The sequence below is a fragment of the Corynebacterium appendicis CIP 107643 genome (genome assembly GCF_030408415.1).
In the GTDB taxonomy this organism is placed as follows: Bacteria; Actinomycetota; Actinomycetes; order Mycobacteriales; family Mycobacteriaceae; genus Corynebacterium; species Corynebacterium appendicis.
The window spans coordinates 1,351,685-1,364,739 of sequence record NZ_CP046976.1; the positions used below are offsets into that span (position 1 = coordinate 1,351,685).

Here is a 13,055-nt window from a genome sequence, read left to right on the forward strand (position 1 = left end):
GTCTACTTGTCGTCTTTCTGTTCCGGTGTGGGTTCCAAACCGGGAACGTGCCAGCGGTCCATGTTCCAGCCGATCCCGACAGGGCCAGTGTAGACCACCACATTCTTGATGCTGTTGTCCACGATGAAGGTGCGCGGCTGCGCGGACAGCGGGATGGACGGAACCTCGTCCCACAGGCGCTTTTCCTCGGCGCGGAGGCTCTGGAGCTCCTCCGAGCGCGAGGTGGCAGATTCGTATTCCATCAACGGGTCGACTGCGCCGAGGAAGGCATCGATCTTCCCGCCGCGGTCGAGCGCGCCTTCAGCATTCCACCCGGGTTCCTCCGTCAGCAGATCGCCGCGGGTCTTGCCGTTCGCCGTCACGTCGGTGACGGTGATGCCAGCGGGTTCGCAGGACTTCTTCATCGCTTCGACCATGGCGGCCATGCGCTTATTCGGCGAGTTGTAGCCCACATGCAGTTCAAGGCCGGAGGCCACACGGGCACCTTCGATATCGACGTCGAGGTGCGGGTTGGCGATGTCGCCGAGACGGCTCGACATCGGGTCATTCTGAGTGAGGACGTGCACGGGAGACGGCGGGAGCTCAATGCCAGCTTCGCGTGACGACGCCTCCGCCACCGCCCGAATATCGATGCACTTGGAAAGAGCCTGGCGGTTATCGTGGTACGCCCACGGACCTGCCCCGGCGAAAATGAGCGTGTCAGTCATCTCGCCAATGACTGTCTGGAGCTCCTGGTGGCTCTCGCGGGAATCGGGGTCGGCGCTATCAGAGGCCGGGCTCTCCCCTGCGTCGCTCGCTTCAGATGCTTCAGCGTCCTGGCCGTCCTTGCCGGTGCGGACATCGTCGGCGTTCGCACCCTGGTCGGGCTCCGGCGGAGCCTGATACCACTCCGGGTTAGGGGCGGCCAGATCACCGACCATGAGTGCGCCGGCTTCCTGGAGCTCGGCGGAGTCCTTGGTCGAGGGCCACACGACGACCTTGGGCACCTCGGGGGCGTCGCCGTAGTACTTCTCGTTGGCGGCGAGAACGACTTCGCCTTCCTCGCCGACGGACTCGATCTTGTACGGGCCGAACGACACCTGCAGTTCAGGGTCGAATTTGTTCAGGGCGAAACCGAACCGCCACACCTCCGACGTGCGCCCGAGAAGCTCCGGGTCGCCGGACTGGAGTCGGTTCGTGAAATCGGCGGTCTCCATACCGAGGCGTTTGGCGATCGCATGCGCTGGAAGCACCGTTCCGGCGCTGAAGAGCTCGCGCCAGCGTCCGCCCTTGCCCGGCTGGAACACGACGGTGAACTTCTTGGACCCTGGAGTGCAGTCGACGCGTTCCACCTGCTCCATTTGCGGCATGTGGGAAGAGAAGACATCGGGGTTGGAGCCTGCGGCGAAGGCCAAGGCGTAGTCGTCGCATGTGACGGGGACACCATCGGAGAACTCCGCCTGGTCCGACAGCGTGTAGACGACCTGGCGCTGCGGGCCCGGCAGCACCTGGGTGGACACCAAATCCGTGTTGGGGATGCGCTGGCCGGACGGGCCAGGAATGAACGCGCCCGGGAAGATGCGGCCGGACAGGCGCTGCATCTTGAGGGAATCGCCGATCTTCGTCGCTGCGTTCGTGGTGATCAGCGGGACGGGCAACTGGTAGCCGAAGTAGTCCAGAGCAGACTGGTCTTTCGGCTCGGGCGCTGAGTCGGAGCACCCCGCCATGAAAGTGGCGGCAGCGGTCAGCACCGCGGCGAGGCGCGCGGCATGCTTCCCGCGCGGCCGGTTGCTCGCCATTATGTTCCGGGAGGTCGTCACGGTGCTCTCCTTTCAGCGGCTGTCTACTAGTTCTGGTTCGGGCGCCAGGTCGCGGCGGACTGGCGCGCAGGCTCCGTCGCGTGGGCCTCCGCGTCGAGACGGGACGAAGTCCGCGGGGAAGCCACGGTGCGCTTCGAAGAAGCGGACTCACCTGCTTCCGGATCGTCGAGGGAGGCATCGGCGGAGGCAGGGGCGCCGTCGATAAGCGCGCCCTTATCCTTGCCCGCGCGGAATTCGGCGACCTTCTTGTTGTGCTCCTTGTATTTGCTCTGCGCATTGGTCAGCGTGACCAGCAACGTACTGGCGAGGAGCAGCGACGAGATGACGCCTTCGACAACGCCGATGAGCTGGATGAGCGCGAGGTCCTGGAGGGTGCCGACGCCGAGCAGCCACACGGCGACGATCATCAGCGCGATGATCGGCAGCGCGGAAATCACCGACGTCGAGATCGAGCGCATGAGCGTCTCGTTGACTGCCAGGTTGGTCTCCTCGGCGAAGGTCGAGCGGCGCGAGTCAAGAACGCCTTCGGTGTTCTCTTTCACCTTGTCGAAGACGATGACGGTGTCGTAGAGCGAGAACGTGAGCACGGTCAGCAGACCGATGATCATCGCAGGGGTGACCTCGAGGCCGAACAGGGAGTAAATGCCCATGATGACGATGCCGTCGAAAAGCAGAGCGACCATGGCGGCGATCGCCATGTTGCGCTGCAGGCGGATGGCAACATACACCGCGGCTGCGACGAGGAAGAGCACCATGGAGAGCAGCATGCGGTTCGTGATCGTCGATCCCCAGGACTCGGAAACCGTCGAGTCGCCGATCGCGTCCGGCGACGGCTCGCCCGATGCGTCGACCGGCTCGTACTCGTTGTAGATCGCTTCGCGCGCGCTGTCGATCTGTTCCTGCGACAGATGCTCGGAGTTGATCTCCAGCGTGCGGGAATCTCCCGCGCCCACGATCTGCGTCAGCTCCGGGGTGACGCCCGTAGCGTCGACGAAGGTCTCCTCGACCTGCTCTGCGACGAGGTCGCCGGCGGGCATGGACATCTTCGTCCCGCCCTCGAAATCGATGCCGAGGTTGAAGCCGCGCAGCAGCATCGCCGCGGCGGAGATCACCACCAGGGCCACGGCGAGGATGTACCAGAGCTTGGAGCGGCCGATGAAGTCGATCGCGCCCTTGCCCTCGTAGAGGCGCTCAATGCCCGTGGTCTGAGACGCGGTCTCACGATCCGCGGCGGCGCTGCCGTTGCCGGAACCTTTGCTTGCCGACGAGTCAGTGGCGGCGTTCAGTGAGGTCGTCATGTCTATTTCTCCTCTTTGCTGCGTGCCGTGGACGTGGCGGTGTCGGTGTCGGTGTCGGAATCGGAAGCATTGTCAGTGTCAGTGGTCACGACAGTGGATCCTGCGGTAGTCGCCGACGTGGTGCTGACGGCTGCCGCTGATTCCCTGTCCTTCTTTGCGTCATCAGCGTCGGCACCCGTGACGTCAGCTGCGGTGGTCGCGCCACGCTTGGAACGGCGTGCGGTGACGGTCTTGCCGCGGCCCGCCTCGAAGGCCTTCGCCATGCCATTGACGGACGGCTTGGCCCAGAACTTGCTGCGCGAAGCCAGGATCATCAGCGGCGCGGTGACAAGGAAGGTGACTAGGATGTCGAAGATCGTCGTCAGACCCATGGTGAAGGCGAAGCCCTTGACCTCGCCGACAGCGAGGAAGTAGATGATCACTGCGCCGATAAGGGTGACCATGTTGCCTGTAATGATCGTTTCCTTGGCGCGGTCCCAGCCGTTGAGCGCCGCCGAGCGGAATGTTCTGCCGCGGCGCACTTCGTCCTTGATGCGTTCATAGAGGACGACGAAGGAGTCGGCGGTGGTACCGATACCGATGATCAGACCGGCCACACCCGACAGGTCGAGGGTGTAGCCGATCCAGCGGCCCAGCAGCACCAGAGCGCCGTAGACGAGGAGGCCGGCGGTGGCCAGGGTGAACAGCGAGATCAGGCCGTATAGGCGGTAGTAGACGAACACGAAGATTGCCACGAGCGCCAAGCCGACCAGGCCCGCGATGAGGCCGGCCTTGAGCGAGGCGATACCGAGTGACGGCGGGACCGTCAGCGCGGTGCCGCCCGGTTCGCCGTTCTCGCCGGCGAACGACAGCGGGAGTGCGCCGTAGCGCAGGTTATTCGCGAGGTTCTCCGCTTCTTCCTGGCTGAACTGGCCTGTGATCGAGGTGGCCGAGCCAACCGGGGTCGGCGACTGGATCTGCGGAGCCGAGATCACCTGGGAGTCCAGGGTGATCGCGATCTGCTGCTGCATCATCTCCGCGGTCAGGGCCGCCCAGGTGGAGGAACCGTTGTGCTCGCCGTCCTGCTTGAAGGCGAAGTTGATCTCCATCTGGCCGGTCTCGGGGTTGAATCCGCCGGTGATCGGACGCTCGGTGTCGATCTGGGAACCGGTCAGGCGCGGCCCGTCCTCGTCTTCCACTCCCTGGAGCAGCGGAACCGGATCAAGCAGCAGCGGCTGGCCCTGGTTCGCGTCGCAGGCCACGAGCGGACGCTTGGGGTCGTCGGTGCCCGCCAGCGGGTCGACCGGCGCCGGCTTCTCCGGGTCGGCCGGGGTGCACTTCATCAGCCAGGACGCCGCCTGCAGCTTCGTCCAGTCGTCGGACTGGCGGTCCTCGCGCAGCATCGCCGTCGCTTCCTGGCGGAGGTCCGCTGCTTCAAGCGAGTTCTCCGGCTCCGGCTTCGGGTCGGCCGTGATCTGCGGCGCCTCGATGGGCTCGAGGTTCAAGTTGGTCTGGCCCTGGTCCCCCTGCTCCTCCTGAGCCTGGTTCATTGCCTCGACCTGCTGGTTGAAGGTGTCGGCGAACTGCTGCATCGTCGACTGCGCTTCTTCCTTGCTGATCACGCGGTATTCGACCCAGCGGTTGGCCATGTCTTCCATGATCTTCGGGAAGTTGACCACATCGGCCTGCTGGTCAGGCTGTGCGACCGGGCGGAACATCAGCTGGGAGGTCTGGCCGATATTGCGCACGTCGGCAGAATCCTCGCCGGAGACCGTGATAACGAGCGTGTTGCCGTCGACGACGACGGAGGCATCGGACACGCCCATGCCATTGACGCGGTTCTCAAGAATCGTGCGCGCCTGGTCCAGCTGCTCCTTCGTGGGCTCCTCCCCTTGCGGGACGAGCGTGACGCGGGTGCCGCCGCGGAGATCGATGCCCAGTTTCGGCGACGCCTCACGGTCGCCCGTCAAGAAGATGAGGGCGTAGGTGGCCACCAAAATGAGTGCGAATAGCGCAATGGCCCGCTTGGGCCATGCTCGCTTCGATCCTCCCTCGCGGGCTGACCGCCTGCCTGACGCTTTCGAAGTCACGTACGTGCTCTCCTCGTTAACCTGCTTTTCCACCTCAGGCGGCTACTTTCCCCGCAGCTGTGCGGCGACGGCTGCGGCTACCCGTGCAAGGTGGTTGTGCTTCTGTCGTCTCTTTCCCGGCCCCGGCGCACCCGCATTTCTGGGGCACTAATTCCCGGGCCGGGAAAAGGTCCAGACAGTGATCGTACGTCATGGACGCGGAAATGATTAAGCCCGGCGTGCCTTTTCTCGTCGCACGCCGAGCCAACGCGTTCAGCTTCGCGGTACCTCTACCGCTCGCCGTCCACCGGATCAGCGCCTGTGTCGCGCACCGTGCTGCCTGCCGGACCCGTTGCCCCAGACTCATCGACGACGCCAGTAGCGCCTGCGTCAACCTCGTCGTTCTCGATGACCTTGTAGACACCTTCGCGCTCCATGGTCACCACGGTGCCAGGTGCGAGCTCGAGCTCGACAGTGGTCTCGCCTGCGGAGACAATCGTGCCGTGGAAACCGGAGACCGTGATGATCCGGTCGCCGGCTTTCGCTGCGGACTGGACGGCGCGGGCTTTCTCCACCCGCTTCCGGTTCGAGCGCGACAGCAGAATGCCGGGCAGCGCGAACAGTACGAAGATGAGGAGAATAAGTAGGTATTCCATGGTGAACCATTGTGGCACACCAATCCCGGCGACTGTCAGCTAGTACAGGTGCAGCTGCCCCGGGGCCTCCGGCGGCGGGGTCATGCCGAGGTGGTGCCACGCGGCGGCGGTGGCCACGCGGCCGCGGCCGGTGCGGGCCATCAGCCCTGCGCGCACCAGGTACGGTTCACAGACTTCCTCCACCGTGGAGGGTTCCTCCCCCACTGCGATGGCCAAGGTGGACACACCGACGGGGCCGCCGCCGTGGCTGCGGATCAAGGTGTCCAGCACGGCGCGGTCGAGGCGGTCGAGGCCGAGCTCGTCGACATCGAACACGTCGAGGGCCTGCTGAGCAGCTTCCACCGTCACAGTGCCGTCGCCGTTGACTTCCGCCCAGTCTCGCACCCGGCGCAGAAGACGGTTGGCAATACGCGGTGTGCCCCGCGAGCGGGAGCCGATCTCAACGGCGGCATTGTGCTCGATCTCCACGCCGAGAATCGACGCGGCGCGGGTGATCACGTCGGTGAGGTCCTCGACGTCGTAGAACTCCATCTGCGCGGTGAAACCGAAACGGTCGCGCAACGGGCCCGTCAGCATGCCCGCGCGCGTGGTGGCGCCGACGAGCGTGAACGGCGGGATCTCCAGGGGGATCGAGGTCGCGCCCGGCCCCTTGCCCACGATCACGTCGATGCGGAAATCCTCCATCGCCATGTACAGCATTTCCTCGGCCGGGCGCGCAATGCGGTGGATCTCGTCGATGAAGAGCACATCGCCCTCCATCAGGTTCGATAGCATCGCCGCCAGATCGCCGGCACGCTCGAGCGCGGGACCCGAGGTCATGCGTAACGACGACCCGAGCTCCTGCGCCACAATCATCGCCATCGTGGTCTTGCCCAGTCCGGGAGGGCCGGACAGAAGAATATGGTCCGGCGTGACATTGCGTTTCTTCGCGCCGGTGAGTACCAGGCCGAGCTGCTCGCGCACCTTCGGCTGCCCGATGAATTCGTCGATCGATTTCGGGCGCAGCGATTTCTCGAAGTCCTGCTCCCCGGTGTGCTCGTTCGCGTCCACCGGCGAGTCCATCTGCCGGGCAAGGTCGGCCGGTAGCTCGAACTCTGTCTTCTCCACATCAGACATGTGCTGCGCCCTTCCTTTTCTTCACCCTCGGTCCCGCCTGTCCTGTGTGCATTCCTACAGAAATCGGCTGCCTATTTCTTACCCAACCGGTTGAGCGCATTGCGCAGCAACGCCGAGGACTCCATCGGCTCAGCCGACTCGTCGATGACAGCGTCCACCGCGGTGCGGGCGCCCTTCTCCGGAAAGCCCAGCCCGACGAGCGCTTCGACGACCTGCTCGGTAGCCAGCGACGCGCCCTGCGACTGGGAGGGAGCAGATTTCGCCGCCGACGCTCCAGGCTGGGTGCCGTAGACACCGGCGAGCTTGTCTTTGAGCTCGAGCACTAAACGGTCGGCCATCTTCTTTCCCACTCCGGGAATCGACTGAATCGTCTTCGAGTTCCCCGCCGTGATGTGGCCGGCCAGCTCGGCGGGCTCGAACACGGACAGCGCCGCCAGCGCCAGCTTCGGGCCAAGACCGGTCACGGTAGTGAGTCGGTGGAACATCTCGCGGGCATCGTCGTCACTGAAACCGTAGAGGGTCATGGCGTCTTCCTTGACCACCATCGTGGTCAGGACGCGGGCGTTCTCCCCGCGGGTCAGGCGACCTAGAGTCGGCGGAGTGGCTAGGAAGCGGTAACCGACACCGCCGCACTCAATCACCCCGTGGTCCAACCCGATGGAGATGACCTCACCGTTGAGCGAATCAATCACTACTTCCAACTCCCTTTCCCAGTCGTGTTCCCTGTCAACACCTCAGCCGCCTTCGTGCGGGCCAGCAACGGCGCACGCCAGCAGTGGCACACCGCGATCGCCAGAGCATCCGCCGCGTCAGCCGGCTTCGGCGGCGCGCCGAGGCCCAGAATGCGGGTGATCATGACCGTCATTTGTTTCTTGTCGGCCCGGCCGTTGCCCGAGATCGCTTTCTTCACCTCGGACGGCGTGTACATGTACACGGGGATGCCGCGCTCAGCGGCGGCAAGCACCATCACCCCGACGGCATGGGCGGTATGCATGACGGTGGAAACGTTGCTGCGTTCGAAAATACGCTCCATCGCCACAACGTCGGGTTTGTAATCGTCCAGCCATTCGTTGACTGCGTTGGACAGACGCAGCAGGCGCTCCGCCAACTCCGCGTCGGACGGCGTGCGCACCACGCCGACAGCGATGGGAATCACCTGCCTGCCCTTGCCCGTCTGCAACACCGACAAACCGCACCGGGTCAACCCCGGGTCGATCCCCATCACGCGCAGGCCTTCCGTCGTAGTCACACATTTGTTCTACCACACGGCCACGACACCGCCCGCCACCAACGCAGCAACACGAAAACGGACCCGGCCGCAGCCAGGTCCGTTCAGAAGAAGCGCCAGTTCCCGCCTACTCGTTGGCGAGTGCCTCAGCGACCTCGTCAGAAAGCGTCATGTTGGTGTAGACGTTCTGCACGTCGTCAGCGTCCTCGAGTGCGTCGATAAGCTTCTCGAGCTTCTTCGCGCCGTCGAGATCGAGGTCGACCTCGACGGAGGAGCGGAAGTCCTGCTCGGTGTCTTCGACCTCGATGTCGGCTTCGCGCAGCGCGTCGCGCACGGCGTACAGGTCGGTGGCCTCGGAGACGACCTCGAAGTGCTCGCCCAGGTCGTTGACTTCCTCGGCGCCCGCCTCGAGCACGGCCATCAAAACATCGTCTTCGGTCAGGTCTCCCTTGACCACGGTGTTCACGCCCTTGCGGCTGAACATGTACGCGACGGAACCGGACTCGCCGAGGTTGCCGCCGTTCTTGGTCATCGCGGTGCGCACGTCGGTGGCGGCGCGGTTGCGGTTATCGGTCAGGCACTGAATGAGCATGGCCACACCATTCGGGCCGTACCCCTCGTAGGTGATGTCTTCCCAGTCGGAGCCGCCGGCTTCCTCGCCGGAGCCGCGCTTGCGTGCGCGCTCGATGTTGTCCTTCGGGACGGAGGCCTTCATGGCCTTCTTCATCATGTCGTCGAGGGTGGGGTTGCCCGCTGGGTCACCGCCGCCGGTGCGTGCCGCGACCTCGATGTCCTTGATCATCTTCGCCCACAGTTTGGAGCGCTTCGCGTCGTTAGCGGCTTTCTTGTGCTTAGTTGTAGCCCATTTCGAGTGGCCTGCCATGCGCCATCTCCCCTTTCTCCGGCTGAAGTGTCGGCTGTCCACTATACGCCCACCCCCGGAAGCGGTTATCAGGGGCGGGCGCTGCATTCCTTAGGAAAAGGCGACGCCACCTTCATTAAGTGTGCGAGTGAGACCTTCCTGCACGGTCATGGCGACGAGATTGCCCTGGCGGTCGAAAATGCGGCCCTGGGTCAGGGCGCGTGCGCCGTGCGCGGACGGTGAGACCTGGTCGTAGAGCATCCACTCGTCGGCGCGGAACGGGCGCATGAACCACATGGCGTGGTCAAGCGAAGCCATCTGCACCTTATGGTCGCGGTGCGGAACGAGGGCTGAGTGCAGCAGCGTCAGGTCCGACATGTACGCGAGGGTGCAGATGTGGAAGGTCTGGTCGTCGGGAAGCTGGCGCTTGGACTTGAACCACACGACCTGCTGGCTGGGCGTGTACGGGTTGTGCTCGAATTCGTCGTCGGGCACGACGCGCACATCCCAGTCCTTCGCCCACATGGAGAAGAATTTCAGCGGCCCGTCGGTCTCCTCGAGCGGGACGACGCTTTCTGGCTCAGGCACGGGACGCATCTCGTCGGAGTGCTCGATGCCCTTGTCGTCGGTGATGTGGAAGCTGGCTTCGAGCGAGAAGATCGTCTCCCCGCCCTGGACGGCGTCGACAATGCGGGTGGCGAAGCTGCGGCCGTCGCGCACGCGGTTGACCACGAACACGATGTCGCGGTCCGCCTGTCCCGGGCGGATGAAGTAGCTGTGCAGGGAGTGGACGAGCTTGCCGTCCTCCACGGTCTTCGTCGCCGCGGACAGCGCCTGCGCGGCGACCTGGCCGCCGTAGGTGCGCTGCAAACCGGAGTAGACGCTGGTGCCGCGGAAGATATGGTCGTCCAGCTGCTCCAGGTTCAAAATATCGTCAATGCTGGGAATGTCGAATGGCATGTGTCACAGCTTAAACGGTGCGCCCGCCTCACGGCCGTGAAATTCCGGCATGGGCGCAGTACCGGCGAGACGCAGTGCGCGCACGCCCGGTTTCAGGCGCACAGCGCGAGTCGCGGCCACCGCACCGTTGTAGAGACGCAGCGAGAGTTCGACGCGGTCCTCCGCAACAGCGAGCGCTTTTCGCGCAGCGCCATCGTCGCGGGTGTGCGCGGCGATCTGCGCGACGGAATCGCGGTGCTCGACCGCCGCCTCGAGCGACGCACGCGCGCGGTCGAGCCGGATATGCAACCGGTCCAGTCGCCGCGCAGTGAGAATCGCCCACACGGCGACAGAGAGAACGACAAGGAGCAGCACCGTTAACAGTGCAGAGAATCCGCTCACCGCGCCACCGCTTCCCCGCCGGCGGCCGCGTCGTAGACTGCTTCCACACGGTCGGCGACGACCTCCCAGTCGTACATTTTCGCGCGCCGCGCACCAGCAGCCGCGAGCTCGACCCGGGCCACCGGGTCGCGAATCAGCCTCTGCAGCGTCAGCGCCAGTGCATTCGCGTCCCCCACCGGGAACAGGGCGCCCGCAGGCACCTCGTCGTCGGCTCCGCACACGTCGGCGAACGCCTCGATATCGCTGGCCACGACAGCGCAGCCTGCGGCCATAGCCTCAACTAGAACGATGCCGAAAGACTCCCCGCCCGTATTCGGCGCGACGTAGATATCGGCCGACGCGAGCAGCCGCGCTTTTTCTTCTTCGCTGACCCGCCCGACAAAGTCGACGTTTTCTGGCGCACGAGCCGGCAGCCCTGCGCCGCCGCCGATCACGGTCAGGCGCGGCGATTCATCCATGACCGTGAGCGCCTCGAACAGAATCGGAAGGCCTTTGCGCGGCTCGTCGTAGCGCCCCAGAAACACGATGTGCACACGCGGGTCACGGCCACCGCTTATCGGTGACTGTCTTCCCGTCCCCCACGCCTCACGCGCCGCACGGTATATGCCGGTCTCGACGCCGTTCGGGATGAGCAGCGGGTCCCCGCCGAGCTGCTCCACCTGCCAGCGGCGAGACATCTCGCTGACGGAGATGCCGGCGTGGATCTTCTCCAGAGCCGGACGCAATACCGGCTTGACCAGCTGTAACGCACGCGACGACGTCGCGGATGCGTGGTAGGTGGCCACCACCGGCGCGTCGGCGAGCAGAAGTGCCGCAAGGGAGTAGCTCGGTGCGTTCGGCTCATGAATGTGGACGACATCTAATGAGCCGTCGCGAAGAAAACTCCGTGTGTTCAGGAAGGTTGCGGGCCCGAAGGAGATGCGTGCAACGGAACCGTTGTAACGCAATGGAATCGTCCGCCCGCCGAGTTCGACATAGTCCGGCAGATCATAGGCCGCGCCAGCCGGCGTCCCCGGCCCGAGCACGCGCACCGCATGCCCGCGTTCAGTGAGAATCCGGGCGAGGTCGAGGATGTGCGCTTGCACACCGCCAGGGTGGTCGAAGGAATACGGGCACACCATGCCGACGCGCACGACGCATCACCGCTTCCGTTTCTCGCGGTCAACGGGCCACATCGGCTGCAGTGCGTGCCAGTCTTCCGGGTGCGCGGCGATATTCGCGGCGAAGCCGTCGGCGATGCGCTGCGTGGTCCCGGCGACATCGGTGACAGGGATCTCCGGGGACACGGCGTGGCCCCAATCAGGTTCAGCGGCAGAACCCTCGAACCAGGAGTGGGCCACGTGCAGTCCGGCGCCCGTGTCCAATGCCAGCTTCGCCGGCCCGGCGGGCAGGGTGGTCTCCTCACCGAAGAACGTCACCGGCACCCCGCGCGGGGTCATGTCCCGCTCCCCCATCAGGCAAACGATCCCGCCGCAGGAGAGCACCGACTTCAAGCGTTCGTAAGGAGGAACTGCCGAACCGGTGGCGGCGAGAACCTCGAAGCCGAGGGAGTCGCGGTAATCCACGAAGGCATCGAAAAGCGCCTCGGGCCGCAGCCTTTCTGCGACCGTGGCGAAACCGCCGTAGCGGTTGACCAGCCACATGCCCGCCATGTCCCAGTTTCCCGAATGCGGGAGGGTGAGAATGAGCCCCTTGCCGCGGGACAGAGTCACCTCAAGGTGCTCGCGGCCGCGCACCCCGGCGTCGAGTCGCGCAAGCACGCCAGGGTCACCCGCGATCGCCGGTAGACGAAATGCTTCGTTCCAGTAGCGCGCGTACGAGCGCATTGAATCGCGCACCAGCGCACGGGTGACATTTTCCGCACCGACGACGCGGGTGAGGTTGCGGCGGAGCATGTCCGCCCCGCGTCCCTTGTCCGACGCGATATCGGCGCCGGCGTTGAACAGCGCCGAAGCTGCACGCGGCGGCAGGTGCCGGACGGCCTTCCACCCGGCGATATACCCGGCAGCCGCCAGACGCTCGGACAACGTCGTTTCCGCCGCGGCCGCCACTAGTGCGTATCCTCCGGTTCGGGAACGCCTGCAGGCGCGGCGATGCGCTGGTTCGCTTTCGGGTCGCGGGAGGCCTTGTACAGACGTTGCACGACCGTGATGACAGAGCCCACGGCGAGCGTCCACAGCGCGACTTCCAGCGCCAGATTCACACCGAGCCCATCGAGAAAGAGCCCGCCGACAGCGAGAATGAGGCGTTCGGGCCGTTCGATCAACCCGCCGTTGACCTTCAAACCGCCCGCTTCGGCACGGGCTTTGATGTAGCTGATGGTCTGCGACAGTGCGAGCACCACCAGAGCCACAACCACCGTCGATTTATCCGCCTGGTCGACGTAAATGAGCCAGTACGCGATAGCGCCGAACAGCGCGCCATCGGAAAGCCTGTCGCACGAGGCATCGAGGGTCGCGCCGTAGGCCGTTCCACCGCCGCGCAGCCGCGCCATCGTGCCGTCGATCATGTCGAATGCGGCAAAGAACAACGTCAGCACCGCCGCCCACACCAGGTGGCCGGTTGGGATCAGAGTGACAGCGGCGCCGATCGTGGCCAAGGTGCCCAGAACCGTCACGGCATTCGCGGAGAGACCGGCGCGCAACAACAGCTTTGCGACGGGCTCTGCCACCACCACTGCCGGTTTCCTTCCATGAAGACTGAGCAT

At 65.0% G+C, this 13,055-nt stretch carries 13 protein-coding genes; all 13 read right to left on the minus strand.

Annotation, left to right across the window (positions count from 1 at the left end; genetic code table 11):
* Positions 1–2 precede the first annotated feature (2 nt).
* Positions 3–1,799, minus strand: a complete 1,797-nt coding sequence (locus tag CAPP_RS06615) for an ABC transporter substrate-binding protein (protein ID WP_234958870.1) — start codon at positions 1,797–1,799, stop codon at positions 3–5.
* 26 nt (positions 1,800–1,825) lie between these two features.
* The gene (gene secF / locus CAPP_RS06620) at positions 1,826–3,097 is read right to left on the minus strand and encodes a protein translocase subunit SecF (protein WP_076599371.1); all 1,272 of its coding nucleotides are present in this window, start codon (positions 3,095–3,097) and stop codon (positions 1,826–1,828) included.
* A 2-nt stretch (positions 3,098–3,099) separates the two neighbouring features.
* Positions 3,100–5,166, minus strand: a complete 2,067-nt coding sequence (gene secD, locus CAPP_RS06625) for a protein translocase subunit SecD (protein WP_084560603.1) — start codon at positions 5,164–5,166, stop codon at positions 3,100–3,102.
* A gap of 269 nt (positions 5,167–5,435) precedes the next feature.
* On the minus strand, positions 5,436–5,801 hold the full coding sequence (gene yajC, locus CAPP_RS06630; RefSeq protein WP_076599369.1) for a preprotein translocase subunit YajC: 366 nt from the start codon (positions 5,799–5,801) through the stop codon (positions 5,436–5,438).
* Positions 5,802–5,840: 39 nt separating this feature from the next.
* Positions 5,841–6,917 (minus strand): Holliday junction branch migration DNA helicase RuvB, encoded by a 1,077-nt coding sequence (gene ruvB / locus CAPP_RS06635; RefSeq protein ID WP_076599368.1) that lies wholly within the window; start codon positions 6,915–6,917, stop codon positions 5,841–5,843.
* A 71-nt stretch (positions 6,918–6,988) separates the two neighbouring features.
* A complete protein-coding gene (gene ruvA, locus CAPP_RS06640) occupies positions 6,989–7,609 on the minus strand; it encodes a Holliday junction branch migration protein RuvA (RefSeq protein ID WP_076599367.1) in 621 nt (206 codons plus the stop codon).
* Positions 7,609–8,139, minus strand: coding sequence for a crossover junction endodeoxyribonuclease RuvC (ruvC, locus tag CAPP_RS06645; protein ID WP_076599366.1), 531 nt, complete (start codon positions 8,137–8,139; stop codon positions 7,609–7,611). The genes ruvA and ruvC overlap by 1 nt, the downstream gene beginning before the upstream one ends.
* 133 nt (positions 8,140–8,272) lie before the next feature.
* The gene (locus CAPP_RS06650) at positions 8,273–9,028 is read right to left on the minus strand and encodes a YebC/PmpR family DNA-binding transcriptional regulator (protein ID WP_076599365.1); all 756 of its coding nucleotides are present in this window, start codon (positions 9,026–9,028) and stop codon (positions 8,273–8,275) included.
* Between the two features lie 90 nt (positions 9,029–9,118).
* Positions 9,119–9,967 (minus strand): acyl-CoA thioesterase, encoded by an 849-nt coding sequence (locus CAPP_RS06655; RefSeq protein ID WP_076599364.1) that lies wholly within the window; start codon positions 9,965–9,967, stop codon positions 9,119–9,121.
* Between the two features lie 3 nt (positions 9,968–9,970).
* On the minus strand, positions 9,971–10,348 hold the full coding sequence (locus tag CAPP_RS06660) for a hypothetical protein (protein WP_084560597.1): 378 nt from the start codon (positions 10,346–10,348) through the stop codon (positions 9,971–9,973).
* Positions 10,345–11,481 carry a glycosyltransferase family 4 protein gene (locus CAPP_RS06665; RefSeq protein WP_076599363.1) on the minus strand — a complete coding sequence of 379 codons (1,137 nt, stop codon included), beginning with the start codon at positions 11,479–11,481 and terminating at the stop codon, positions 10,345–10,347. The genes CAPP_RS06660 and CAPP_RS06665 overlap by 4 nt, the downstream gene beginning before the upstream one ends.
* 6 nt (positions 11,482–11,487) lie before the next feature.
* Entirely contained in the window at positions 11,488–12,399 is a 912-nt protein-coding gene (locus tag CAPP_RS06670) for a phosphatidylinositol mannoside acyltransferase (RefSeq protein WP_076599362.1), read from the minus strand.
* Positions 12,399–13,055, minus strand: coding sequence for a phosphatidylinositol phosphate synthase (gene pgsA / locus CAPP_RS06675; protein WP_076599361.1), 657 nt, complete (start codon positions 13,053–13,055; stop codon positions 12,399–12,401). The genes CAPP_RS06670 and pgsA overlap by 1 nt, the downstream gene beginning before the upstream one ends.

Coding starts and splice junctions, on each gene's coding strand:
- secF (WP_076599371.1), bottom strand. CDS start 3,097: ATGACGACCTCACTGAACGCCGCCACTGACTCGTCGGCAAGCAAAGGT.
- yajC (WP_076599369.1), bottom strand. CDS start 5,801: ATGGAATACCTACTTATTCTCCTCATCTTCGTACTGTTCGCGCTGCCC.
- ruvC (WP_076599366.1), bottom strand. CDS start 8,139: ATGGGGATCGACCCGGGGTTGACCCGGTGCGGTTTGTCGGTGTTGCAG.
- ruvB (WP_076599368.1), bottom strand. CDS start 6,917: ATGTCTGATGTGGAGAAGACAGAGTTCGAGCTACCGGCCGACCTTGCC.
- CAPP_RS06650 (WP_076599365.1), bottom strand. CDS start 9,028: ATGGCAGGCCACTCGAAATGGGCTACAACTAAGCACAAGAAAGCCGCT.
- pgsA (WP_076599361.1), bottom strand. CDS start 13,055: ATGCTCAGTCTTCATGGAAGGAAACCGGCAGTGGTGGTGGCAGAGCCC.
- CAPP_RS06655 (WP_076599364.1), bottom strand. CDS start 9,967: ATGCCATTCGACATTCCCAGCATTGACGATATTTTGAACCTGGAGCAG.